The following is a 24,591-nucleotide window of genomic DNA, read 5'->3' as shown; positions in this document are numbered from 1 at the left end:
AGGATTGAAATGAAGTCACTGGGAAAGCATCTTCTTGCTGAATATTATCGATGCGATGAGAATGCGATAAATGATGTGCAAAAAGTTGAAAATGCGCTTGTAAAAGCTGCAGAGATTGCAGGTGCTACAGTAATTGGAAAGTCTTTTCATAGGTTTGAGCCATATGGTGTAAGTGGGGTAGTGGTTATTAGTGAATCACATCTTACGATCCATACCTGGCCAGAGTACGGCTTTGCTGCAGTAGATGTCTTTACTTGTGGCGATCATGTAGATCCTATGAAAGCGCATGAATACCTCAAAGAGGTTTTTGGTACACAAAACGCTACAGTTGAGACAATTTTACGAGGAGTGCTCAATATTCCAGATCTTCGCCATAAGCCTGGTGGCAGTTGCATCAAAGGTGAGTGTGGAGATAAAAAAATAGGATGATACGCCTTGCAAGTGGAAGTGAGACGCGAGCAAAGTTATTAAGAGATGCTGGTATTGAATTTATTCAAAGCCCTGTAGAGTTTGATGAAGATTCTCTCTTAAAGCAATACAGTGATCCCAAAGAGTTTGTCTGTGCAGTTGCCCAGGGTAAATTGCAAAAAGCTATACAGAATTATGGATTAGAGATCCCTATCGTTGTTGCAGATACTGTGGTAACAGCGAATAATGAGATTTTGCGAAAAGCGAAAAATGAAGCTGAAGCAAGGGCAATTTTGCAAAAACAGAGTGGCAATAGAGTGGACATTATTACCTGTATGATCTATAAAGACAAAGAAAAAGAGATAGAAGATCTTGATATAACAAGTTATCTTTTTGCTCCTTTTGATGAAGAAGATCTCGAAAACTATCTCAAAAGCGGTGAGTGGAGAGGCAAAGCGGGTGCCTGTATGGTAGAGGGTTTTTGCAAAAAGTACATTAAAAGTGTAAAAGGACGTGAGTCTACAGCAATGGGATTACAGGTAGAGAGGTTAGCTGAAATTGCAAAAGATATTTGAGGGAAATAGGGGAGAGATTTTTCTCATAGACTATTTTGGAAAAAAAGCAGTTCTTAAAAAGCATCGATTTGGTAAGCCAAACACTATTAAGCACGAAGCTTTTATATTGCAAAAGCTCCAATATCTTTCAGTTGTACCAAGGCTTTATGAAGCGGGTGAAGCGTATGTGATTATGGAGTATATTGATGGAATCTCTTTAAAAGAGGCTTTAAAAAGGGATAAAAAAGCAGCTCTCAAAGAGGCTCTTTATGCAAGTTATCTTTTGGATTTGGCGCATATTAACCATAGAGAGCTTGGAAGATACTACCATTTTATTTTCACTCTCAATGGCGTAAAAATTATCGATTTTGAGCGTTCACAAGTTACAAATAAGCCCCGTAATGTGTTGCAATTTATTGGATTTTATCTCCCTGCTCTTAAAACTTTTGCTAAACTCTACCAAAAGAATAAAAAAGCTGGTTTGCAAAAACTTTTTGAGGCAATCGATGTATTATGATAAAGAACTAAAAGCTTTGCGCCGTAGTGGACGTTTTCGCCAAAGACGAATCTTTTCTACTGAACTCAAAGATTTTGCTTCTAATGATTATTTGGGACTAGCGCAGAAAAAAGAGCTCTTAGATGCTGCCTATAAGCGTGTACGAGCATATCCGGCTAATAGCGCTAAAGCTTCGCAGCTTATTAATGGGTACACTCCTTTACATAAAGAGTTTGAAGATCTTTTGTGCAAGCTCAATGGTTTTGAAGCAGGTATCGTTGTTGGGAGTGGTTTTTTGGCAAATGTCGCTCTCATTGAGGCGTTGGTGCGCAAAGGGGATCGCCTCATAATGGATGAGGAGTTTCATGCTAGTGGAGTACTCGCTGCAAGACTTGTAGAAAATGTAGCGTTTTTTCGCCATAATGATCCCAAAGATCTTGCAAAAAAACTCCAAAGCAGTGCAAAGCGCACAATTGTAGCGGTAGAGGGGATCTATTCTATGAGTGGCGATCTGCTCAATAGAGAGATATTTGATGTAGTAGGAGATGCACTCCTTATTGTAGATGAAGCTCATAGTGTAGGTGTAGTGGGGGAGGAATTGCAAGGAGTTTTTGATCTTTTTAACATAACTCCCCACCCTAATCATATAAAGATGGGGACACTTGGCAAAGCCCTTGGAAGCTATGGAGCCTATATCTTAGCGAGCAAAGAGATTATAAGTTTTTTAGAAAATAGGGCTAAAAGTATTATCTACACAACGGCTCTTTCACTTATGGATGTGGCGCTTGCGCATGAAGGGATGCAAGAGATACAGAGAAATCTTACGTTTTATAAAGAGCAGATCCAAAAAAGACAAGAGATTATAAAAAGTTTTGGATATGATGCAGGTTCACTTATTATCGATATTCCTTGCAAAGATGTGCTGCAAAAGCAAGAAGAGCTTTTAAAGCAGGGCTACATAGTTGGTGCAATCAGGCCACCAACGGTAAAGCAGCCACTTTTGCGTATCATTGCTCGGCTTGGCGAGAGTATAGAAGATCTGCAAAGAGTTTTGGAGTTATCCCGTGATGTTTGTCTGTAAGAGGTTGCAAATTTTTGATACAAAAAAGCATAAAACGCTCGTAGATATCTCTTTTTCTCTACAAAGCTCTTTAGCACTTGTTGGACAGAGTGGAAGCGGTAAAAGTCTCACACTCAAAGCCCTTTTGGGACTGCTCCCTTCAAATTTAAAGTACTCTCTTGATTATACCTGGAAGTATACACTGCAAAGAGGAGAGACTGTATCACTAGTACCACAAAACCCTTTTACATCTCTTAGCCCTCTTACAAAAATTAAAAATCAGTTTTTTGTACCAGTTGATGATGCTGCAAAGCTGCTGCAACTTGTAGGGCTCGATGAAATTTTTCTAGATCGCTATCCGCCACAGCTTAGTGGAGGGCAGTTGCAAAGGGTAGTCATTGCGATGGCACTTGCAAAAAAGCCAAAACTTTTGCTTCTTGATGAACCAACCACAGCACTTGATCCTCATCTCAAAGAGAGTGTACTCAATCTTTTTTTACAGCTGCAAAAGGAGCTAGGTTTTTTGATTTTGTTTGTTACCCATGAAATTGCGAGTGCAGCGAAACTCTGTAGAGAGATGGCGGTTATCAAAGATGGTAAAATTGTGGAGAGCGGTTTGACACAAGAGATTTTGACAGAACCAAAAAGTGAATATACGAAGATTTTGATTGCTTCAGATTTTTCTCAAAGAGAGTTTCGCCAATGAAGATTGTAAAAGCATTTTTTGGCCTTCTATTTGTTATTTTTATAGGTGTAATAATCTATGCAGTTTTTTATTTAGGAGGGCTTTATAATGAAGCTATTCCAAAAGCAAAGCAGATTATTGAGTATCAACCAAAACTCACAACGAAAATTTATGATCGCAATGGAGATCTCATAGCAAATATTTTTGATGGGCAAAACAGGGAGTATGTTAAATATGAAGATATTCCAGCACGAGCGATTGAAGCGCTTTTAGCGATAGAAGATACAAAATTTTTTGAGCATCACGGCATCAATCCCGATGCAATAGTACGTGCTATTATAAAAGATATTAAAGCAAGGAAATTTGTAGAGGGCGCAAGTACCATAACGCAACAGCTTGTGAAAACTATGGTACTCTCCCGAGAAAAAAAGATAAAGCGTAAACTTACTGAAATGCTTATTGCCATCTATATTGAGACAAAGCTAACAAAAGAGGAGATTTTAGAGCGCTATTTCAATCAGGTCTATTTTGGACATGGGTATTATGGTATAAAAACAGCAGCTTTAGGATATTTTCATACACCGTTACAAAATCTCTCTCTCAAAGAGATAGCAATGCTCGTGGGACTGCCCCGTGCACCAAGCTACTACGATCCTACAAAAAACTATGAAGAGTCTATTAGGCGGGCAGACAGGGTTATTAATCGTATGTACGAGCTTGGTTGGATAGATAAGAGGATGTTTACGCAAGCAATAGCAGAGCAACCAAAAGTTTATGATGATACACTCTCACAAAATAGAGCTCCTTATGTTGTAGATGAGATTCTGCGCCGTTTTGGTAAAAAAATGCCAAATTTTCGTAGTGGTGGATATAAAATCTATACCACAATTGATCTTACTATGCAGCAAATTGCCAAAGAAGAACTTAAAAGGGGTTATAAAAAGATCCTTGCTCGTGGCAAGGACTATAACTACTCTAAACTCAATGGTGCAATGGTGGTTTTGCGTCCCAGAAGCGGTGAAGTTTTAGCTCTTATAGGGGGAGTTGATTATGCTACAAGCGCTTTTAATCGCGCAACACAAGCCAAACGGCAGCCCGGAAGTGCATTTAAGCCATTTATCTATCAAATAGCGCTCAATCTTGGCTATTCCCAGGTAGATAAAATTCCAGATGTAGCACGAACCTATGAGTTTAAAGAGGGGAATGAGACAAAAATTTGGCAACCAAAAAATTATGAAAAGAATTTTGAAGGGACAATTACACTCAAAGATGCTCTCATTCATTCTCGCAATCTTGCAACAATAAATTTAGTAGAAGATATTGGACTTGGACGAATGTATAAAGAGCTGCAAAAGTTTGGTTTTCAAAACCTCCCTCGAGATCTCTCCCTCTCCTTGGGGAGTATTGTTCTTTCACCTTTAGAGCTTGCTAAATTTTACTCTATGTTTCCTAATTATGGAGTGCAGATAGAACCACGTCTTGTCTATTCAATTACTGATGCAAAGGGCGAGAGCATTTATCAATCGACACTTATGAAAAAAGAGTTAGTCTCTCCTCAGCAGACCTTTTTGATGATAGATATATTGCGTGATGTGGTCAATCGTGGAACTGGAAGGCGGGCGAAAGTACCAGGCATAGAAGTTGCAGGTAAAACGGGGACAACCAACAGATATATAGATGCTTGGTTTTGTGGTTTTACCCCAGATATCGAAGTAATAACATGGTTTGGTCAAGATGATAACACTCCTTTGAAAAAGAGAGAATCGGGTGGTCGTGCTTCTGCACCTGTTGTGGGAGCTTTTATTGAGAGGATCTATCAACTACATCCTGAGCTTAAAAAGAGATTTGATATTCCACAGGGTGTAAAAAAGATGCGATATAATGGTAAGATAATCTACTATACTGATATTTCTAGACCTTCACATGAAGATGTAGAAGTAGAAGAGCAAAAAGAGGAGTTACTCTTTTAAGTAGCATATTATAAAACAGAAGATATACTTTATGAAGGTAAGCTTTTGCAAAGTTGAAGATTGTAAGAAACTCCTCTTATTCTCTTCTGGCCCCGTTACTTTAAAAGGCTTTATATGCATAAATTCTTATTAATCCCCGCTCTTTTGTTGAGTATCTCATTTGCAGATGTACGCACATTTTTACTCTCTAAATCCTTTGTGAAGTCTGGTACCTTTACGCCATACGATTTTGCAGGAGTTTCAAACGCTTTTGATTGGGTTTTTGTGCTCAATGATGGTAAAGTCTTTCAGCTCCAAGGTAATGCACCAAGTGTAAATAACGTTTTTGGTTGGAAATCTGTGGATGTAGATCCGCATATTGGTTCCAATGCTTGGAATATGATCTATATCGGTGATTTCGATAAGGATGGTCAGACAAAATTTGATTGGGTTTTGTATGCCAATCAAGATAAAATCACACAGATTTACAAGCTTGATGGCGTGAGTGCACAAGGAACTTTTGTCTATAAGAAAATAGATGGCATTCGAGCCCTTATTGATGGTATCAATGTTACATTTGAAGATATGAATGCTCAAAGCAGCTCTAGCAGCTCAAGTATGGATACCTTGGGTGATAAAGAGATGCTTGAAGTAAAAGATTCTCAAGATCTTCGAGGCTATATCTTTCAGACTAATGAATCGATTTTGCATGCAGGTTCGATGACAATAAAGCAGCAAATCACTCTCAAAATCGATTGCTCTGGACATTTTGACTATACACAAATTACTAAAAACAGTGGATATGAAGACAGAGTCCATGCTACCGGAGATAGTGTGAATATCGACTGGAATAGTATCCACCTCCATGGAAATGATGATAATAGCCAGATTTTTGATGAAAATTTGTTTGATATCAAAAACGACTATCTCGTTGTGGGAAAATCTTGTGTGAGCGATTTTGGATCGGGCAAAGAGGGTGAAAACTGCCCTAACCATATCTATTTGCAAAAGATTACCCGCTATCAAGTGTGCCAATAGGTGAAGTATTGTAAAAGCTTACCTATTAAACTCTCTGTTATATTGATTGTAAAAAAGTAAAATTATATGTTTATGCTAAAGCTGACAGTAAAAAAGCTGCTGGATCATCTCTTTTGATAGTGTTTGTGTGGTAACAACAAGGCTTTTGATATTAAGATCTTCAAGTACTTTTGCCTCTTTTTCATCTCTTACACGAGCAACCACATGTGCATGAGGTGCAAGATCGAGAACGGACTGCGTAACGAGGCGGATCTTTTCAAGATTGTGAAATGTTATGACAACGGCGCAGGAATATTTAAGATCAAGGCTTTCTAAAACTACTCTTTGTGCAGCATTACCAAAAAAAGCTGGCTCATTGTTTGCAACCGCCTCTTCATAGAGTCGTAAATCATGCTCTATGACTACATACTCAAATCCTCTTGTTTTAAGATCTTTACATATATCGCGACCCAGTGGACCATATCCGCATACAATGATGTGGTTTTTAAAGCCAGTTGAAGAGAGTTTGAGCTCCCGTACTGGCTCTTTGAAGATATGATCAGCCAAAGTTTTGAGGTGTTTGAGAATAAAGGGTGTGAAGATCATAGAGATGATAACAGCTGAAGAGAGAATTTGCATGCTTTTTTGATCTAAAAGATTGTTGCCTACAGCTAAAGTGAAGAGGGCTAAAGCAAATTCACCAATTTGTGCAAGAGCAAGAGCAGTTTTGAAGGCTGTGCGTTTTTGCTCGCTACACTGTAAAATCAAAAAGATAATGAGAGCTTTGAGGAGCATAACAGCTATTACTAAGGAGAGAATGAAAAAGATATTTTGAAAAACTACTGCAATGTTAATACTATTGCCCACGGAAAAGAAGAATATTCCTAATAAAAGATCACGAAAGGGAGAGAGATCTGCTTCTATTTGGTACTTATAGTGAGATTCTGCAAGAAGCATTCCAGCGAAAAATGCGCCAAGTGAATAGGAAAACCCAAAGAAATGTGCAATAGTTGCACTAAGAAGTATCACAAAAAAGACGGCAAGTAAAAAAATCTCTTGATTTTTTGTTGCAACAGCGTAGTGTAAAAATTTATCTATTACATAGCGACCTAAAAAATAGAGAAGAAAGAAAAAGAGAAACATGTTAAAAAGGGTTTGCAAGAGAAGAGACTGAATAGGTACATCTTTTGTAAAGATCTCTATCATCAATAGAAGTGGTATAACTGCAATATCTTGAAAAAGTAAAATCCCTAGTGCTTTACGTCCAAAACTTGCGTGAATATCTCCTGTTTCGTTAAGGATTTTAAGCACTATAGCATGTAGAAGAGAGTGCTAAGGCAAAACCGATAATAATAGCCGATTTTTGTGGAATTGAAAAAAGAAGAGAAGCTAAAAGTGCAAAGAGAAAACCAGTAATTACTACTTGCAGTGTACCATAAAGGAATACCTCTTTTTTCATAATTTTTAACTCTTGAAAGCTAAATTCCAAACCAATAGTAAACATTAAAAGCACAATGCCAAATTCTGAGACATATTCTAAAATTTCTGTATTATGGACATTGAGATGAAGAATGTTAGCAATGACAATACCCGTTAATATATAGCCAATAGCAGTAGGGAGATCAAATTTTTTTAAAATTATATTAAGTCCACTAGCAAGCAAAATAGCAGCTAATATTATCCATATCTGTTCCACAAGAAGCCTTTTGCAACAATTATTTCTTACTCTAATGATATACTGTATTATACAAACTTCTCAGGAGATATTATGGATTGGATGGAAATTATCAAAATTGGTGCACAATATATACAAAATAACGATGATGAGAGTACAAGTGGTATCGATATAGACAATATTGCGCAGGCTTTGCAGAGAGTTTTGGGTGGAGAAGGTGGAATTGATCTCTCTTCTCTTCTTGTAAAAGCGCAAGAGGGAGGCGTAATGGAGATCGTAAGTAGCTGGATAGGGAGTGGAGAGAATGTTTCTATTGATGCTGATACTGTGACGCAGCTTGTCTCAAGCGACAAAGTTCAAGAACTAGCGCAGCACTTAGGAATCTCTGAAGAGAGCGCCAAAAAGGCTCTTGCTGATGCACTTCCAGTAGTTGTTGATGAGGCTACCAGTGAAGATCCATCTTTGGCTGAGCAGCTTTTGTCACAAATAGGTGGAATAGAAGGAGCGATGAAAATGTTGAAGAAACTCTTTTAAAAAGAGTAAGATATATATTTTGTGATTTTTTTCAACAATATCTAGAGATTTGGAGGATTGTATAATTTTTATACAATAATTTAAAAATGATTGAGATATAATATATTGACTTTCAAATTTAAAAAGGAGTGTATATGTTTCAAGTAGATGAGGCTAAACTACAAAAACTCTTCGACACTATCAAAGAGGAAGAGATTGAGTTTGTAGACTTTCGTTTTACAGATATTAAAGGAACATGGCACCATGTGACTTATAATGTCAAAGCGGTAAATGAAGATACATTTAAAAATGGTCTTCCATTTGATGGTAGTTCACTTCCAGCATGGCAGCCAATCAATAAATCTGATATGGTTTTGGTACCAGAAGCTGGTACAGAGTTTGTTGATCCATTTACTGCAGATCCTACATTGGTAGTTATTTGTGATGTATATGATATCTATAAAAATCAACCATATGAGAAATGTCCAAGAAGTATCGCAAAAAAAGCTTTGAAGTATCTTCAAGAGAGTGGTATTGGTGATGTAGCTTACTTTGGTCCAGAAAATGAGTTTTTTGTATTTGACAATGTTAAAGTCAGAGATGAGATCAACTGCCAGTACTATGAAGTAGATACAAGCGAAGGTGAGTGGAATAGAGGCGTGGATAGCCCAGAATATGATGTATACAACATTGGTCACCGACCTGGTACAAAAGGCGGTTACTTCCCCGTTCCTCCAGTAGACTCTATGATGGATTTAAGAGCTGAAATGAGTCAAGTGATGGAAGAAGTAGGATTAGAAACTTATGTTATCCACCACGAAGTTGCACAGGGACAAGGTGAAATTGGGGTAAAATTTGGGACACTCATCGAAGCAGCTGACAATGTACAAAAACTAAAATATGTGGTTAAAAACGTAGCACATATTAATGGAAAGACTGCAACTTTCATGCCAAAACCACTCTATGGTGATAACGGAAATGGAATGCACACCCATATCTCGATCTGGAAAGATGGCAAAAACCTCTTTTATGATCCAAACGGATATGCAAATCTCAGCCAATTTGGCAAATACTTCATTGGTGGTGTTTTAAAACATGCAAAAGCGGTAGCTGCATTTACAAACGCTTCTACTAACTCTTATAAGCGCCTCATTCCTGGATTTGAAGCTCCTTCAATCCTTGCATATTCAGCACAAAACAGAAGTGCAAGTTGTCGTATTCCTTGGGGAGCTGGTGAAAAGAGTGTTAGAGCGGAGTTTAGATTCCCAGATAGCTCTGGTAACCCATATCTTGCGTTTACTGCACTTTTACTTGCTGGTATCGATGGTATTAAAAACAAAATCGATCCAGGTGATCCTATGGAAATGGATCTCTTTGAGCTTACTTTGGATGAGATTCGAGAAAAAGGTATCCAGCAGATGCCGCATACATTAAGAGAAGCGATCGAACATATGCTTGCGAATAAAGATCTATTCAAAGTTGGTGATGTTATGACTGAAGAGTTTATTCAGACATATCAGCACTACAAATTTGAAACATCTATCTGGCCTTGGGAAGGTAGACCGCACCCATACGAATTTATCACTACATACTCTTGCTAATTATTGGGGCTTTGCCCCAATATTAAAATTCTATAAATTCCCTCTCTTTCTTTCTAAAAACTGCACATTTTGTATAGCCTACTTCTTTTGCCATTTGCATCACGTCATCTAACTTGTATCCCACTTGCTCAGGTGCATGGGCATCGGAGGCAAATGTGATAGGAATATCAAGAGTAAAAGCTTCTTCTAAAAGCTCCTTGCTTGGATAGGGCTCTCCTACAGGTTTACGCAAACCAGCACTGCTAATTTCCAATACAAGATTGTTCTCTTTGATAGCTTTCAAAGCATTTTTGGCGATGAGACGCACATCTTTTTTTGGTTTGAAGTTGAATACTTTGATTAAGTCTAGATGTCCAACAATCTGAAAAAGTCCACTCTTAGCCAGTGCTTCTATTGCGCTGAAATAGTCTTCCCAAATGGTATTGATATCTTTATTCTTATACTCTCCGATAAATTCTGGATTATCAAATCCCCAAAGATCTTGATGGATGAGGATCTCGTCATGTTTACGGCTTTTTGGTAAAAAGTGGACTGAGCCTATTAAGTAATCTACATCTGCTTGTACAATGCGATCTTCTATAAGTCCTGGCAAAAAATCTACTTCATATCCTAAGAGGATCTCAATTTTATTTTTATATTTTTCTTTCAGTTCTTTCACATCTTTTTCATACGCATCTGTTTCTTCCAAACTCATGCGATATTTTTGATCAAAATTCATTGGTGCATGATCGCTAAATCCATATATATCGATATCCTCTGCAATCGCTCTTTGCACATACTCTTCCATCTCGCCTGTAGCGTGGTTGCAGCGTTTTGTGTGATTGTGCAGATCTACGCGCATACTGCTCCTTTTGCTATAATACTTATTAATTATAGCACAGGGGGATGTGGTGGATATTTTTGAACAGATAAAAAGAGACTCTTTAGCAGGTGTAAAGAAAGCTTGCAAAGAGATTGATGATATTAACGCTATAAGAACCGAAAGCGGTGATTCAGTACTACGTAGTGCAATCAAAAATAAAGTGAGTTTAGAAATATTTGTCTTTTTAGTTGAGCAAGGAGCGGATATCTATGAAATTGATGAGGAGGGAGTGGGCATCATCGATGATGCGATAAAAAAGGGACGCCTTGATATTGTGAAGTTTTTGGTAGAATCTGGCATCGATCCAAATACTACCAAGCGTAAATCTGGCTTTACGCCTCTCATGGCTGCAATGGCCTATGGAGATGAAGCGATAACGCGCTATTTGGTTGAAGAGTGCAACGTAGATACGGAGGTGCTTGATACATTTGAAAAGAGTGCAAGAGACTATGCAAAGATGACAGGGTATGAACACTTAATCAATATTTTAGAAAAAAGAGGGAAATAGATTGAAAAGGGTAGAGCTTCTAAGTCCTGCAGGCAATCTTAAAAAGTTAAAAATTGCTTTTGCATATGGGGCAGATGCAGTCTATGGTGGTGTGAGCCACTACAGCTTGCGCATTCGCAGTGGCAAAGAGTTTGACATGGAGAGTTTCAAAGAGGGAATCGAGTATGCCCATAGCTTAGGTAAAAAGGTCTATGTAACAATCAATGGTTTTCCATTTAATTCTCAAATAAAGCTCTTTGCCAAACATATTGAATCGATGGCGGCAATGGAGCCAGATGCTTTTATTGTAAGTACACCGGGTGTGATTAAGCTATGCAAAGATATTGCGCCGCATATTCCTTTGCATCTTTCTACCCAAGCCAATGTGATGAACTATCTTGATGCCGAAGTTTATTACGATTTGGGAGTACGACGCATAATTGCAGCACGTGAAATTGGGCTAAAGGATTTAGAAGAGATTAAAAAGAGACTCCCCGATTTAGAGCTTGAAATCTTTGTGCATGGAAGTATGTGCTTTGCGTATAGTGGAAGATGTCTTATAAGTTCAGTGCAAAGTGGGAGGGTGCCAAATAGAGGAAGTTGTGCTAATGATTGCCGCTTTGAGTACACCCTCTATGCAGAAAATCCTGAAACTGGAACCCTTTTTAAACTAGAAGAGGTTGAGGGTGAAGGCACATATATAATGAATGCAAAAGATCTTAATCTTGCAAGCCATATCAAAGAGATTTTGGATAGTGGGGTAGTTGATAGCCTCAAGATTGAGGGGCGAACAAAGAGTGACTACTACGCAGCAATTACCACAAAAGCATACCGCATGGCGATTGATGATTACTATAAAGGGGAATTCGAGCCAAGCAGATACCAAGCAGAGCTCCATACCACAAAGCATCGTGGTTTTACAGATGGATATTTGGTAAGTCGCCCTTATGAGAAGAGTGGCACGCAAAAGTTGGATTCTTCCATTAGTGAAGGAACCCACCAGGTAAAAGCAGAAGTGCTTGAAGATGGAATGCACTTTTTGACAAAAGATAAGATCTGTAAAGGAGATGAGTTAGAGATTGTTGTACCGGATGGTACAGAACTTTCTGCTTGCTCTAATGAGGTAGGTGCAGTTTATGAAAAAGATGGGAGATGGTGGTTGAAACTCAATAAAATTGAGGCCAATAAAGAGTATGAGTGCATTCATAGTGGCAATATCAATCCTGTAAAACTTCCTTGTCAACTGCCTCCATACACTTTTTTAAGAAAGAAGATAGCTGATAAAGTAGACTGAGCTTTCTAAAAGAGTAGATGAAGATAGTATTGATACAGTTTTCTTAGTAGTCTCTTAATAGAATTACAATATAATTGCACATTAATTTTATTGTTGCAATTGTGATACAAAGGAGTGAGAATGCGATTTATCTCTATCATTATGGGGAGTAAGAGCGATTATGAGGTGATGCAAGAGTGCGCAAAGGTTCTTGATAAATTTGGTGTACCATATGAGCTCATTATCTCTAGTGCCCATAGAAGTCCTCATAGAACGAAAAGTTATGTGAGTGAAGCTGAAAAGAAGGGCGCAAAGGTCTTCATCTGTGCTGCTGGTATGGCCGCACATTTAGCAGGAGTAGTGGCAAGTCTCACTGTCAAGCCTGTCATAGGAGTACCTATGAAGGGTGGGTTTATGGATGGTATGGATGCCCTGCTTTCCACTGTACAGATGCCAGCGGGAATGCCGGTGGCCACTGTTGCAGTTGGAAAAGCAGGAGCAGTCAATGCAGCTTATTTGGCAATGCAGATTTTAGCAATTGATGATGAGGAGTTACGAGCAAAACTCCAAGAAGATCGCCTCAGCAAAGCAAAAAAGGTGGAAGCAGATTCAAGTGAAGTGGAAGTGATAATAGATGCTACTCAAGCCTGATTGTTTTGTATGTCTTTACAACCAGGCGCTGCGTGTGAGCAAGGCTTTGGAGTGTGATGAGGAGTGCGCTGATGCTATTATGCAAAAAAGTGCTGGGATATTAGCTTCAATCACGCCAAAGCAGACTCCACCAGAAGCAGCAGCTATTCTCTATCCAGCTATCAGTAAAGTAGTAGGCAAAGAGGATCTCTATAGTCAAAAAAAGCTAGAGTCTATCCAAAAAGCACAGGAGTATGTTCCTTTTGTGCAGGAAAAAATCGCACAAAGCCCTCAAAGGCTTGATGCAGCACTCCGTGCTAGTGTTGCTGGAAATGTGATCGACTTTGCTACAGAAGTGATGTTTGATATCCAAGAAGAGATTGCAAAGATATTTGAAGCTCCTTTTGCCATTGATAGGAAGAGCGAATTTATCCAAAAACTGCAAAAGGCTCAAAAGCTCCTTATTATCGGAGATAATGTGGGTGAGCATCTTTTTGATAAGATTCTCATTGAAGAGATTAAAAAGGTGCTAGATATTAAGATTTACTACTTTGTACGCGGTAGGCCTATTATCAATGATGTAACACTACAAGAAGCAAAAATGGTAGGGCTTGATCGCGTATGTGAAGTGGTAGATAGTGGGGTTGATACGCCAGGGTTTTTGTATGAGCGTGCAAATGAGCAAGCAAAAGCTCTTTTTGATGGTGCAGATCTCATTCTTGCAAAGGGAATGGGGAATTTTGAGTGTATGGAGAGCTACCAAGATAGCAGAGTCTATTTTCTTTTTAAAGTAAAATGCAGTGTTGTAGCAAATCGTATTGGTAAAAATATTGGAGATTTAATCTGTGCTACAAAGGAGGATCTATGAGTGAGAAGAAGCAAAAACGCGTAGTACTCTTTACAAGTCCAGGATGTGTCTGGTGTACACGGGCAAAGCAGTTCTTTCGCAAAAACCAGATAAAATTTAAAGAGATAGATATCAGTAAAGATCAAAAAGCTGCGCAAGACTGTATGCGTCATGGATGTAGAGGCGTTCCTGTGGTTCTTGTGGGAAGCAGGTGGATCTGCGGGTTTGATCAAGCAAAAATTGAAAAAGAATTGGGGCTTTCATGATTACATTTAGTGAACTACTTCTTAAATTACAAAATTTTTGGGCGCAGCAGGGCTGCGTTATTATGCAGCCATACGATATTCCAAGTGGTGCTGGGACATTTCATCCAGCTACGTTTTTAAAATCCCTCGATCCAAAACCTTGGGCAACAGCTTATGTAGCGCCTTCCAGACGTCCTACAGATGGCCGCTATGGAGAAAACCCAAATAGACTTGGCGCATACTATCAGTTTCAAGTCCTCATCAAGCCAAGTCCCGCCAATATCCAAGAGCTTTATCTCAAAAGCCTAGAAGCTTTGGGGTTAGAGTGGCAAAAGCATGATATTCGCTTTGTCGAAGATAACTGGGAGAGCCCTACTCTTGGAGCATGGGGGCTAGGTTGGGAAGTGTGGCTTGATGGTATGGAGGTGACACAATTTACCTATTTTCAGCAAGTGGGTGGTTTTGAGTGCGAGCCCGTAGCTGTGGAGATCACTTATGGTACAGAGCGTCTTGCTATGTATCTGCAAGGCGTAGAGAGCGTTTTTGATATTGTCTGGAGTAAAAATGGTGATCAAGTTATTACCTATGCAGATGTGCATAAGCGAGGGGAATTTGAATATAGCAGATACAACTTTGAAGTAGCAGATACAAAGATGCTTTTTAAGTGGTTTGAGGATGCAAGAGAGGAGTGTAAGCGAGCACTAGAAGAGAACCTTCCATTGCCAGCATATGATTACTGCTTATTAGCAAGCCATATTTTCAATACACTCGATGCAAGAAAAGCTATTAGTGTGACAGAGCGGCAAAACTTTATTTTAAAAGTGCGAGAACTTGCAAAAGGGTGTGCGGAGAAATATAGGGAGAGCCTCCTTGAAGCTTAAAGATATTTTAAAGATCCTAGATGAGATAAGTCCTTTCGAGTTGCAAGAGAAATGGGATAACTCTGGATTACAAGTAGGAAATTTAGAAAAAAAGATTAAAGAGATCTATCTTTGTATCGATATTGATGAAGAGCTTGTAGAGAGTCTCCCTGAAGGCTCCCTCATTATTACACACCATCCACTCATTTTTGGAAAACTTACTTCACTCGAGTATTCAAACTATCCAGCAAAGCTTCTTGTAAAGATGATAAAAAAGGATATCGCTCATATTGCAATGCATACAAACTTTGATAAAACCCATCTCAATAGCTATGTAGCGCAGAAAGTCTTAGGTGTTGAGCCAGAGTGCGATGATTTTATATGCTATTTTGACAAAGATTGCACATTTAATGAGGTTCTTCAGTGGGTGAGCAAGAAATTTCATCTCACATGTCCCCGCTATGTACAAGCGAGTGAACGCATTTCACGTATAGCTCTCACTACTGGCAGTGGAGGATCTCTCATCGATATGGTTAAAGCAGATCTCTTTTTAACTGGAGACCTCAAATACCATGATGCAATGAAAGCGCAGGAGATTGGGTTGAGTGTGATTGATATAGGTCACTTTGAGAGTGAGCGCTATTTTGGAGAGGCATTAGCGGAGCAATTGAAAAAGAGAGCAATTAAAGCTATAATTGCGTCAATAAAAAAACCCTTAAAGGTCTGGAATGAAACAATATATTAGCCAGCTTGTAGAACTTGCTAAAATTGATAAAAAAATAGATGATTTTGGCCCAAAAATCGAAAATATAGAGCAAAAACTCAAAAAAGCTGTGCAAGAGAAAAAAAACATTGAGGAGATGATCGAGCAGCTCAAAAATGAGATTCAAGAGTGTGAACTCAAAAAGAGTAAAAATGAGCTGCACCTCAAAGAGCTAAGCGAAAAATTGGCTGATATAGAAAAGAAGAGTGCGCAGGTTAAAACAGAAAAAGAGCTTAAAGCTTTGCAGCTTGAAGAGGACATAGCAAAAGAGCAGATAAATTTTGCAAATGAAGAGATTGCAAGACTTGAGAATATTTGCGAAACAAAACAAGATGAGATTAAAAGTTTTGAAGAGCGATTACAGGAAAGTGAAGAGCAGTACAAAAAAATGGAAGATGAAGTGAAGCAAGAGCTCCAAGAACTTGAAAATGAGCGTGAAAAACTCTTTGCAACAAAGAGTGAACTCATAGCAAAAATTCCTAAGCAGATATTGGTGTTTTATGAGAAAATTCGCAGATGGGCTGGCAATACAGCTGTAGTACCTGTGAAAAAACAGGCTTGTATGGGCTGTTTTATGAAAATAAATGACAAGACCTATGCAAGTGTTATTAAAGGTGAAGAGATAACTACCTGTCCACACTGTGGAAGAATTTTATATTTAGAAGAGGAAAACGAGTAAAAAGAGCCTCAGGCTCTTTTGCAAAAAGATGTTTACCGCTATTTATACTCTGATTACTACATTTGCTTATGTAGTCTTTTTGCCCTTTTTGCTACTTTTACAATTTAAAAGCAAGTATCGCGAAGCAATTCCAGCAAGGTTTTTTCTCAAAAACAATCCGCCTTTTGCAAAAAGGGCAGTACATTTTCATGCATGCAGTTTTGGTGAAACAAAAGCATTAGAGCCTTTGGTAAAAGAGTTTGAAGAGGCAAATATTAGCGTCATTACACAAACAGGATTTGCAGCAGCAAAGAGTTACAAAAATGCTGATGCGCGCTACCTTCCTTTTGAGCCACTTTTGTGGTTTTGGCTCAAACCTATGCCAGCACTTGTGGTAATGGAAGCAGAGCTTTGGTATCTGCTCTTTTATCTGAGCAAGAAAAGAGGTGCCACAACATTTTTAATTAACGCAAGAATGAGTGATCGAAGCTTTCCAAAATATAAGCGATTTTCATGGCTGTATAAAAAGATATTTGAGAATATCGACTATGTGTATGCACAAAGCATTGAGGATGCCAAAAGACTAAGAGCCCTCGGGGCAAAAGAGGTTGAAGTCCTTGGAAATATTAAACTCTTGCAAAAGCCTGGAGTAACTAAAACCTACCAGAAGCAAAAGCCTATTGTAGTTGCAGCTAGCACACATGATCCTGAAGAAGAAATTATAGCCACTGAGTGGGTGGTGCATCTCAAAGACAAAACCACGCTTGTTGTTGTGCCTAGGCATCCTGAGCGCTTTGATGAAGTAGATGAACTGCTAGAGCATATTGCAAAAAGAGAGGGACTCTCTTATTATAGACTGAGTGAAAATCCAACGCTAAGTGGTGATATTGTATTGGTGGATAAACTAGGAGAGCTTGTTAATATCTATGCAGTGAGCGATCTTGTCATACTTGGAGGAAGTTTCATTGAAGGCATTGGTGGGCACAATCCATTAGAGCCTGCCTTTTTCCATAAACCTATCATCAGTGGTCCCTATTTTCATAACCATAAAGAGAGTTATGGATATGTAAAAGGGATTAAGATTGTTGCACCGCAAGATCTTGGAAATGCATTGGAGCAAAAATGGCAGCCAACCTCTATTGAAGCAGCAGTAGATCTCTCGCCTCTCGTTGAAAGGATCAAAAGTGTGGTATAAAATAGATGGAGATGTAGTGCATCTTTTTATCAAAGCGCAACCTAATGCTTCCAAAAATAAAATAGCGGGCATTTTGGGAGACTCTCTTAAAATTGCTATTAAAGCTCCTGCAGTTGAGGGAGCTGCAAACAAAGAGCTAGTAAAATTTTTGAGTAAAACATTTAAAGTGGCGAAGAGCGATATCCTCTTTGCCAGTGGTGAGACAAGTAAAAGAAAACATATTACAATACCTTACAACGAAAAAGTAGCAGCATTTATAAAGGAAATGGATGAAGAAAGATAAAGCCTATAAAGTTTTGGCGCAGCAGCTTGGAATCTCAAACAAAAAAGCAAAAGAGCTCATCGATAGAGGCTTAGTCTATGTAGGTGATCGTAAGGTACAAATTGCACGGGGCGAGATCGATAGCAAGATAAAATTTCGCGTCAAAAGAGTTGAGCAGCCAGAAGTAATTTTTGAAGATGAGAAGATCTTAGCAATCAATAAGCCGGCACATATTACCAGTGAAGAGATTAAAAGAGATAGTGGATATGAGCTGCTTCATCGTCTTGATAAAGAGACAAGTGGTGTTTTATTGCTAGTAAAAGATAAAGAGTTTCGTAAAAAGGCTATTGAGGAGTTTAAAAATCAAAGAGTTTATAAAGAGTATGTAGCTTGGGTGGAAGGTATAGTAGCAGAACCCTATGAGGTAGATCTGCCAATTTTGACAATCAAAAAAAATGGTAGAGCTAAAAGCCGGGTGTCTCGCTCAAAAGGCATACCAGCTCATACATCAATTGAGCCATTGGAAATTCATGGGAAAAAAACAAAAGTCAAAGCTATCATTACCACTGGACGTACGCACCAAATACGTCTCCATTTAGCACGAACAGAGCATCCAATTTTGGGAGATACACTCTATGGTGGTAGACCATGGAAGCGTATTATGCTCCATGCTAAAAAGATTGAGCTTTTAGGATATAGTTTTACAGCACCAGAGCCAAAAGATTTTGTTATCCAATAAAAATTAAATTTAGCTAAAATTAATGTACTTTTAAGTAAAATTGCAAACTCAAAAACTATAAGGGGAGAGATTTGTTTGAAACGCTTTCAAACTCTTTTAGCAGTGCATTAAAAAAGATTCGATTCAAAGATGATGAAAAAGCACTGAAAAAAGCACTGGCTGAACTCAAAAAGAGTCTTTTAAAAGCTGATGTGCACCATAAAGTTGTCAAAGATCTTTTGCAGCGTGTCGAGCTTGATACCAAAGCAGCTGGTATTGGAAGAGACTCCTTTTTAAAAGCGCTTCAAAAAAATCTTACCCAAATCCTTACTGCTCCTGGAAAACAGGGCTTTGTCTATGCGAGTAAACCGCCTACAGTGGTTTTGATGACAGGTTTGCAAGGTAGCGGTAAGACTACTACAACAGGAAAACTAGCAAACTACCTCAAACTCCGAGGCAAGAAAGTTTTAGTTGTAGCTGCAGATTTGCAAAGATTAGCAGCAGTGGAGCAACTAAGACAAATAGCGCAGCAGATAGATGTGGATTTTTTTGGAGAAGAGGATGAAAAAGATCCTGTAAAAGTAGTAAATGATGCACTCAAACTTGCACGCGAAAAGCTCTATGATGTGGTGCTCATAGATACTGCTGGACGGCTTGCTATTGATGAAGCATTGATGGAGGAGCTAAAACGCGTAAAAGAGGCAGCCAATCCTGATGAGATTTTCTATGTAGCTGACTCTTTGACAGGACAAGATGCGGTAAGAAGTGCTGCTAAGTTTAATGAAGATATAGGTATCACCGGAGTAATTCTTACAAAATATGATGGTGATAGCAAAGGTGGTGTTGCTATTTCTCTTGCTCATCAAATAGGTGTTCCTCTGCGCTTTATTGGTACTGGTGAAAAGATGCCAGATTTGGAAGTGTTTATTCCAGAGCGTATTACCAATCGATTGATGGGTGCAGGTGATATTGAGTCACTAGCAGAAAAGACAGCAGCTGTTATTGATGAGAAGCAGGCGAAAAAGATTAGCAAAAAGATTGCAAAGGGTAAATTTAATTTTGAAGACTTCCTTGAGCAGCTCGAATCTATGAAAAAGATGGGAAGCCTTAAAAATCTCATCTCTATGATCCCTGGCATGGGAAATATGGCAAAAGCTATTAAAGATTTGGATCTTGAAAACTCCAAAGAGATTAAAAAAATTAAAGCGATGATTAACTCCATGACACCAAAAGAGCGTAAAGATCCGGATCTCATACTCAAAAACAACTCACGCAAGCGCAGAATTGCCCAAGGGGCGGGACTAAGTCAGCAAGAGGTGAATAAGATCCTTAAACAGTTTAACAATGCAGCCAAGTTTGCCAAAAAGTTTGCTGGTAAAAAGGGTATGCAAGATATGCAAAATCTCATGAAGCAGATGGGTGGACAAGGAATTCCGCCAATTCGCTAATATTTTAGCCACTTTACATCCAGGTGTGAAGTGGTTAGAATATTAAACTTAAAAAGGAGAAAACTCAATGACAGTAATCAGACTTGCACGTTTTGGTAGAAAGAAAAAGCCATTTTATAGAATTGTAGTAACAGATAGCAGAAAAAGAAGAGATAGCGGATGGATCGAAATTATAGGCTACTACAATCCTCTTACAGAGCCATCAACTGCAAAAATCGATAAAGATCGCCTCAACTATTGGCTCAGTGTTGGTGCAAAAATGAGCGATCGTGTGAAAAAAATTAGTGAATGGGCGGAAGCTAAATAATGGTAAAAGATTTTGTAGAGAAATTTGCAAAACTTTTAGCGAATCATCCAGAAGATATAGAAGTTGTACTCAATCAAGTCAACGAAAATTATAGCGAAATCACCATCTATGCCAATAAAGCTGATGCGGGAAAAATTATTGGCAAAGAGGGTAAGATGATAGGTGCTATAAAAACAGTGATTTCAGGCTGTAAAGCGAAGGATGGAGTAAGCTACAAAGTGAATGTCCAGCCAAAGGAGTAGCGAGTGAAAAAGCTGGCTATAGCCAGGCTAGGGCGTAGTGTAGGTCTCAAAGGAGAGATGCGTTTTTTCGATCTCTCTGATTTTCCCGAGCAGTTTCAAGAGGGTGCTTCTTTTGAGAGCGATAGAGGAAAACTTACCATTGAGCGAATTAATCCACAGCGTGGAACTATTAAATTCGTAGGCATTAATACTCCAGAAGATGCAAAAAAACTGACCAACGCATATCTTTATAGTGATGAGCAAAAAAGCAAAGAGCAATTGAACCTCAATGAGGGGGAGTACTTCTGGTTTGAAATAATAGGGTTAGATATTTATGAAAATAGCGAGTATTTAGGAAAAGTCCAAGATATCCAAAGAATGCCACAAAGTGATTATCTTCTTGTGCAAACTGCACCAGAACTTATACGGATGAATCTGCCAAAGAGTTTTTTGCTTCCCTTTAGCGATCCATTTATAGTAGATGTAGATCTACAAAAGAGACGCATTGAAGTTGCTGGGGCAAGAGATATTCTGGAAGCTTCATGAAGATAACCTATCTTACACTTTTTCCCCAGTTGATGGAGTGCTATTTTAGTGACTCAATTCTTGCAAGGGCTCTTGCAAAAAACCTCTTTTCGATTGAGTTTGTAGATTTTCGAAAATTTAGTAAAGACAAACATAAAAAAGTTGATAAGCAAAAAGTTGGTGGCGGAGCTGGTATGCTGCTAGAGCCCGAGCCCATTGCCAGCGCACTCAAGGCATATACAGATAAAAATTCATGGGTGATTTTTTTGACACCTGCTGCCAAGCCATTCAAGCAAAAAGATGCAAAGAGGCTTGCCAAAAAAGAGCACATAGTCTTTGTTTGTGGGAGATATGAAGGATTTGATGAGAGGCTTATTGAGATCTATGCTGATGAGGTTTTAAGTCTGGGTGATTTTGTGCTCACAGGCGGTGAGCTTGCTGCACTTGCAATGAGTGATGCTATTGTGCGTAATATTCCAGGAGTTTTAGGCAATGAAGAGTCGCTGCAAGAGGAGAGTTTTGAAAAAGAACTCCTAGAAGCTCCTGCTTTTACTAAGCCAAATCTCTTTCAAGGTAAACATATAGTTTTAGAGTTCTTAAAGGGAAATCATAGTAAAATTAGCGCCTTAAAATATGATATGGCTGTAATAAGAACACGATATTATAGACCTGATAAAAGGATAGAGGATGAGAAATAAATATATCGAGCATTTCGAAAAAGCGCAACTTGAGCAAAAGAGTGTACCTGAATTTAAAGCAGGTGATACTGTAAGAGTGGCAGTGGAGATTAAAGAGGGTGACAAAACAAGAATCCAAAATTTCGAAGGTGTATGTATCGCTATTCGCGGCGAAGGTACTGGCCGCACTTTTACAGTGAGAAAGATTGGAGCTAACAATATCGGTGTTGAGAGAATTTTTCCACTTTATAGTGATAGCATCAAAGATATTAAAGTGATAAGACGCGGACGTGTAAGAAGAGCAAAACTCTACTATCTCAGAGAAAGACGCGGAAAAGCTGCAAGAATTAAAGAGCTTGGCAGAAAATAGTTTCTGCCCTCTTTTAGTACTCCTTCGATTGCGCAAAAATCCTTTCAAAAGCTGTTAATGCTCTCTTTGCTAAAGCGTAGTTCTTTGCAAAGTAGATTAGCTCATAATTTCTTTTAAAAGCAGAATTTGTCCAGTTAGCAGATCCAAAAACAAGTTTTTTATTGTCAAAAATAGCAAGTTTGAGATGCATTTTTCCATAAAATTCTCCTCGTTTGGAGTATTTTCCCCGAATGAGACGTACTTTGATGTTTTTATATTTTGCAAGATAACCAATTTTAGAATATCTATCTTTCACACTTTGCTCATAATCACTTACTAGACGAATTTTCACACCCCTTCTTGCAGCATTTTTGATATGTTTGGCAATTGTGCGATTGGTGAGACTATACATTGCTATATCTATAGAACTATGAGTTTTGTCTATCCATGAAAGAAGTTTTGTTTGTGCCTGTTTTGATTGGAAAGGCATAAAATAGAGATCATCCGCTAATAAAACTAGTGACAAAATCGATAATAACAGAAACTTTTTCATGTAACTCCTTTGTATCTGAAATTGTTATTAAAGCAAAAAAATATTAAAATAAAGAAAATCTGAAGGGATTGACGATGAAACTGTTGCTTATAAATAAAAACCCCGTAGTTTCTCGTATGATGCTTATGAGTGTACCAAAAGCAGGATTTGAGATAGAAGAGTGTGATAATGTGTATGATCTTCCAACTGGTCATTATGAAGTAGTGGTGATTGATGATGAGATGTATGATGAAAATTTTATGCATGATATAAAACAGAATATCCAATATCAAAAAATTGGTCTCATTACAGGAACCAAAAATGCAGCTACTGATGAGTTTGATTTTGTACTCCATAAACCATTTTTGCCAACAGATTTGATGGAAATTTTGCGAGAGGTGAAAGCATCTCTTGTTCCTCAAGAAGAAAAAGAGGAGGCTCACGAAGAACCTTTTAAAAAATTTTTAGCTGCAGAAGAAGAGGAGATAGAAAAGGAGTTTATAAAAGAGTTTGAACCGAGTGCTCCTTTGACTACTGAACCAATTGTAGAGATAGAAGAGAGTAAAGAAGAGTCACCATTTGTCAAAGAAGAGTTGGATAAAAGTGGGATTCTAGATGAAAAAGAGATAGAAAAAGTAAGTCAACTTCTCGAAGATAATTTTATAAAAGAGGGTGAGCCAAGTGATTTAGTAGCAGATGAAATAGCACCACTCAAAGAGGAGAGTGAGTCAGCACATTCGACGATAGATGAGATTGCACCATTGAATGAAGAAAAGAGAGAACTTGAGCCATCTTTGCACTCTCTTGAAGATATTGTTCCTACTTCGAGCGAGTCTCCAGAGTCTATTCTCACTTCCTTACATGAAGAGCCTCAAGAGACACCAGACCAGCCATTTAAAGAAGAGGAAACTGTAAGTACAGAGCAAGCAGCAGTTGAAGAGAGTACAAAAGAACTACAACAAAAAAGCAGTGAAATTGAAGAAAGGGCTTCCTCTCAACCACAAGAGCAGAATATACAAAAAGAGCTCACTCAATTAGGTGTTGATAAGCTGCGAGAATTGCTTGATGGCATGCAAATTGATATCACAATCAAAATAAGTTTTCCGGATAAGCAATGATTTTTCACAAAGGATCTTTACTTGTGCTTTCTGGGCCAAGTGGTTCTGGCAAAAGCACACTTATTCATACAATACTTCAGCATATAGATAATGTCTACTTTAGTATTTCCACTACAACCAGGGCAAAAAGAGAAGGGGAAGTGGATGGAAGAGATTACTATTTTGTAAGCCGTGAGCAGTTTGAGAAAGAGATTGCAGCAGGGGAGTTTTTAGAGTGGGCAAATGTACATGGTAACTACTATGGTACATCCATAAAACCTGTCAAAAAAGCAGTAGAAGCTGGAAAACTTGTTCTTTTTGATATAGATGTGCAAGGTTTTATGAGTATAAAAAAGAGCCCTTTTGCAAAAATACTTACTTCTGTCTTCATTACAACGCCTACTATGAGTGAACTTGAAAGGCGTCTTATTGCTCGAGGCAGCGATACAGAAGAGACTATCAAAAAACGTCTTGCAAATGCGCAAAAAGAGATAACATATATGCCTCACTATGATTATATTTTGATAAATAGTGATCTGCAGCAATCGCAAGAGCAGATTTTAGCTATCGCAAAGGCTGCACGCCTTAAACGAGCAGAAGATGAGATAGGAGAGTTCATTAATTATTGGAAAGAGCACTAATAATAATGCCACATTAAGAAAAATTTAGTATTATTT

Annotated in this window: 32 protein-coding genes; 28 read left to right on the top strand and 4 right to left on the bottom strand. The window is 38.4% G+C overall.

The features are described from left to right. The first annotated feature begins 9 nt into the window (after positions 1-9). The 7 genes from speD (at position 10) to JG738_RS08375 (ending at position 6,190) form a co-directional block, all read left to right on the top strand. Positions 10-429, top strand: coding sequence for an adenosylmethionine decarboxylase (speD, locus tag JG738_RS08405; RefSeq protein WP_084274620.1), 420 nt, complete (start codon positions 10-12; stop codon positions 427-429). Next, positions 426-983, top strand: coding sequence for a septum formation inhibitor Maf (gene maf, locus JG738_RS08400; protein ID WP_201337477.1), 558 nt, complete (start codon positions 426-428; stop codon positions 981-983). Before speD ends, maf begins: the two co-directional genes overlap by 4 nt. Then, positions 967-1,479, top strand: a complete 513-nt coding sequence (locus JG738_RS08395) for a hypothetical protein (RefSeq protein ID WP_201337476.1) — start codon at positions 967-969, stop codon at positions 1,477-1,479. Before maf ends, JG738_RS08395 begins: the two co-directional genes overlap by 17 nt. Then, complete coding sequence (locus JG738_RS08390; protein ID WP_201337475.1) at positions 1,469-2,539, top strand: aminotransferase class I/II-fold pyridoxal phosphate-dependent enzyme; 1,071 nt, start codon at positions 1,469-1,471, stop codon at positions 2,537-2,539. Before JG738_RS08395 ends, JG738_RS08390 begins: the two co-directional genes overlap by 11 nt. Beyond that, positions 2,526-3,224: an ATP-binding cassette domain-containing protein gene (locus JG738_RS08385; protein WP_201337474.1), complete on the top strand. Its 699-nt coding sequence runs from the start codon at positions 2,526-2,528 to the stop codon at positions 3,222-3,224. The genes JG738_RS08390 and JG738_RS08385 overlap by 14 nt, the downstream gene beginning before the upstream one ends. Continuing rightward, entirely contained in the window at positions 3,221-5,173 is a 1,953-nt protein-coding gene (locus tag JG738_RS08380) for a transglycosylase domain-containing protein (protein ID WP_201337473.1), read from the top strand. The genes JG738_RS08385 and JG738_RS08380 overlap by 4 nt, the downstream gene beginning before the upstream one ends. Before the next feature lie 114 nt (positions 5,174-5,287). After that, on the top strand, positions 5,288-6,190 hold the full coding sequence (locus tag JG738_RS08375) for a hypothetical protein (protein WP_201337472.1): 903 nt from the start codon (positions 5,288-5,290) through the stop codon (positions 6,188-6,190). A 75-nt stretch (positions 6,191-6,265) separates the two neighbouring features. Here JG738_RS08375 and JG738_RS10520 read toward each other — a convergent pair whose 3' ends face one another. Together JG738_RS10520 and JG738_RS10515 are read right to left on the bottom strand one after the other, a co-directional pair. Beyond that, positions 6,266-7,480 (bottom strand): cation:proton antiporter, encoded by a 1,215-nt coding sequence (locus JG738_RS10520; RefSeq protein ID WP_255535966.1) that lies wholly within the window; start codon positions 7,478-7,480, stop codon positions 6,266-6,268. Then, positions 7,473-7,865 carry a cation:proton antiporter gene (locus JG738_RS10515; RefSeq protein WP_255535965.1) on the bottom strand — a complete coding sequence of 131 codons (393 nt, stop codon included), beginning with the start codon at positions 7,863-7,865 and terminating at the stop codon, positions 7,473-7,475. Before JG738_RS10515 ends, JG738_RS10520 begins: the two co-directional genes overlap by 8 nt. 72 nt (positions 7,866-7,937) lie before the next feature. On the opposite strand from JG738_RS10515, the gene JG738_RS08365 reads away from it, so the two are divergent. Beyond that, positions 7,938-8,378, top strand: a complete 441-nt coding sequence (locus JG738_RS08365; RefSeq protein WP_201337471.1) for a YidB family protein — start codon at positions 7,938-7,940, stop codon at positions 8,376-8,378. Between the two features lie 134 nt (positions 8,379-8,512). Beyond that, the gene (glnA, locus tag JG738_RS08360; protein ID WP_201337470.1) at positions 8,513-9,958 is read left to right on the top strand and encodes a type I glutamate--ammonia ligase; all 1,446 of its coding nucleotides are present in this window, start codon (positions 8,513-8,515) and stop codon (positions 9,956-9,958) included. A gap of 22 nt (positions 9,959-9,980) precedes the next feature. On the opposite strand, the gene hisJ is transcribed toward glnA, so the two are convergent. After that, positions 9,981-10,799, bottom strand: coding sequence for a histidinol-phosphatase HisJ (hisJ, locus tag JG738_RS08355; RefSeq protein ID WP_201337469.1), 819 nt, complete (start codon positions 10,797-10,799; stop codon positions 9,981-9,983). Between the two features lie 49 nt (positions 10,800-10,848). Between hisJ and JG738_RS08350 the strand changes: the two genes are divergently transcribed. The 17 genes from JG738_RS08350 to rplS all read left to right on the top strand — a co-directional run bounded on the left by JG738_RS08350 (position 10,849) and on the right by rplS (position 22,306). Continuing rightward, the gene (locus JG738_RS08350; protein ID WP_201337468.1) at positions 10,849-11,328 is read left to right on the top strand and encodes an ankyrin repeat domain-containing protein; all 480 of its coding nucleotides are present in this window, start codon (positions 10,849-10,851) and stop codon (positions 11,326-11,328) included. 1 nt (position 11,329) lies between these two features. Next, positions 11,330-12,601 (top strand): U32 family peptidase, encoded by a 1,272-nt coding sequence (locus JG738_RS08345; RefSeq protein WP_201337467.1) that lies wholly within the window; start codon positions 11,330-11,332, stop codon positions 12,599-12,601. A 120-nt stretch (positions 12,602-12,721) separates the two neighbouring features. Further along, on the top strand, positions 12,722-13,231 hold the full coding sequence (purE, locus tag JG738_RS08340) for a 5-(carboxyamino)imidazole ribonucleotide mutase (protein WP_201337466.1): 510 nt from the start codon (positions 12,722-12,724) through the stop codon (positions 13,229-13,231). Beyond that, complete coding sequence (locus JG738_RS08335) at positions 13,215-14,078, top strand: DUF89 domain-containing protein (protein WP_201337465.1); 864 nt, start codon at positions 13,215-13,217, stop codon at positions 14,076-14,078. The genes purE and JG738_RS08335 overlap by 17 nt, the downstream gene beginning before the upstream one ends. Beyond that, a complete protein-coding gene (locus JG738_RS08330) occupies positions 14,075-14,323 on the top strand; it encodes a glutaredoxin family protein (RefSeq protein WP_084274605.1) in 249 nt (82 codons plus the stop codon). The genes JG738_RS08335 and JG738_RS08330 overlap by 4 nt, the downstream gene beginning before the upstream one ends. After that, complete coding sequence (gene glyQ, locus JG738_RS08325) at positions 14,320-15,183, top strand: glycine--tRNA ligase subunit alpha (protein ID WP_201337464.1); 864 nt, start codon at positions 14,320-14,322, stop codon at positions 15,181-15,183. The genes JG738_RS08330 and glyQ overlap by 4 nt, the downstream gene beginning before the upstream one ends. Beyond that, on the top strand, positions 15,173-15,907 hold the full coding sequence (locus JG738_RS08320; RefSeq protein WP_201337463.1) for a Nif3-like dinuclear metal center hexameric protein: 735 nt from the start codon (positions 15,173-15,175) through the stop codon (positions 15,905-15,907). Before glyQ ends, JG738_RS08320 begins: the two co-directional genes overlap by 11 nt. Next, entirely contained in the window at positions 15,891-16,604 is a 714-nt protein-coding gene (locus JG738_RS08315; RefSeq protein WP_201337462.1) for a zinc ribbon domain-containing protein, read from the top strand. The genes JG738_RS08320 and JG738_RS08315 overlap by 17 nt, the downstream gene beginning before the upstream one ends. Positions 16,605-16,632: 28 nt before the next feature. Continuing rightward, positions 16,633-17,778 (top strand): lipid IV(A) 3-deoxy-D-manno-octulosonic acid transferase, encoded by a 1,146-nt coding sequence (waaA, locus tag JG738_RS08310; RefSeq protein WP_201337461.1) that lies wholly within the window; start codon positions 16,633-16,635, stop codon positions 17,776-17,778. Beyond that, positions 17,768-18,061 carry a DUF167 family protein gene (locus JG738_RS08305; RefSeq protein ID WP_201337460.1) on the top strand — a complete coding sequence of 98 codons (294 nt, stop codon included), beginning with the start codon at positions 17,768-17,770 and terminating at the stop codon, positions 18,059-18,061. The genes waaA and JG738_RS08305 overlap by 11 nt, the downstream gene beginning before the upstream one ends. Next, a complete protein-coding gene (locus JG738_RS08300) occupies positions 18,048-18,779 on the top strand; it encodes an RNA pseudouridine synthase (RefSeq protein WP_201337459.1) in 732 nt (243 codons plus the stop codon). Before JG738_RS08305 ends, JG738_RS08300 begins: the two co-directional genes overlap by 14 nt. A gap of 71 nt (positions 18,780-18,850) precedes the next feature. Next, positions 18,851-20,206 carry a signal recognition particle protein gene (gene ffh / locus JG738_RS08295; RefSeq protein WP_201337458.1) on the top strand — a complete coding sequence of 452 codons (1,356 nt, stop codon included), beginning with the start codon at positions 18,851-18,853 and terminating at the stop codon, positions 20,204-20,206. Positions 20,207-20,273: 67 nt separating this feature from the next. Continuing rightward, on the top strand, positions 20,274-20,513 hold the full coding sequence (gene rpsP, locus JG738_RS08290; protein WP_084274597.1) for a 30S ribosomal protein S16: 240 nt from the start codon (positions 20,274-20,276) through the stop codon (positions 20,511-20,513). Beyond that, positions 20,513-20,755, top strand: coding sequence for a KH domain-containing protein (locus JG738_RS08285; protein ID WP_084274596.1), 243 nt, complete (start codon positions 20,513-20,515; stop codon positions 20,753-20,755). Before rpsP ends, JG738_RS08285 begins: the two co-directional genes overlap by 1 nt. Before the next feature lie 3 nt (positions 20,756-20,758). Then, positions 20,759-21,280: a ribosome maturation factor RimM gene (gene rimM, locus JG738_RS08280; protein ID WP_201337457.1), complete on the top strand. Its 522-nt coding sequence runs from the start codon at positions 20,759-20,761 to the stop codon at positions 21,278-21,280. Next, positions 21,277-21,957, top strand: coding sequence for a tRNA (guanosine(37)-N1)-methyltransferase TrmD (gene trmD / locus JG738_RS08275; protein ID WP_201337456.1), 681 nt, complete (start codon positions 21,277-21,279; stop codon positions 21,955-21,957). Before rimM ends, trmD begins: the two co-directional genes overlap by 4 nt. After that, positions 21,947-22,306 carry a 50S ribosomal protein L19 gene (gene rplS / locus JG738_RS08270; RefSeq protein WP_201337455.1) on the top strand — a complete coding sequence of 120 codons (360 nt, stop codon included), beginning with the start codon at positions 21,947-21,949 and terminating at the stop codon, positions 22,304-22,306. Before trmD ends, rplS begins: the two co-directional genes overlap by 11 nt. A gap of 13 nt (positions 22,307-22,319) precedes the next feature. Here rplS and JG738_RS08265 read toward each other — a convergent pair whose 3' ends face one another. Then, entirely contained in the window at positions 22,320-22,838 is a 519-nt protein-coding gene (locus tag JG738_RS08265) for a phospholipase D-like domain-containing protein (protein ID WP_201337454.1), read from the bottom strand. 74 nt (positions 22,839-22,912) lie between these two features. Here JG738_RS08265 and JG738_RS08260 point away from each other — a divergent pair, with 74 nt between their 5' ends. Then, positions 22,913-23,935: a hypothetical protein gene (locus JG738_RS08260; RefSeq protein WP_201337453.1), complete on the top strand. Its 1,023-nt coding sequence runs from the start codon at positions 22,913-22,915 to the stop codon at positions 23,933-23,935. After that, the gene (gene gmk, locus JG738_RS08255) at positions 23,932-24,555 is read left to right on the top strand and encodes a guanylate kinase (protein ID WP_236583152.1); all 624 of its coding nucleotides are present in this window, start codon (positions 23,932-23,934) and stop codon (positions 24,553-24,555) included. Before JG738_RS08260 ends, gmk begins: the two co-directional genes overlap by 4 nt. The last annotated feature ends 36 nt before the right edge of the window (positions 24,556-24,591 follow it).

The organism is Nitratiruptor sp. YY08-26, from assembly GCF_016593215.1.
GTDB classification, from domain to species: Bacteria; Campylobacterota; Campylobacteria; order Campylobacterales; family Nitratiruptoraceae; genus Nitratiruptor; species Nitratiruptor tergarcus.
The sequence above is the reverse complement of the archived record's forward strand: the minus strand, read 5'-3'. Positions and strand labels throughout refer to the sequence as shown.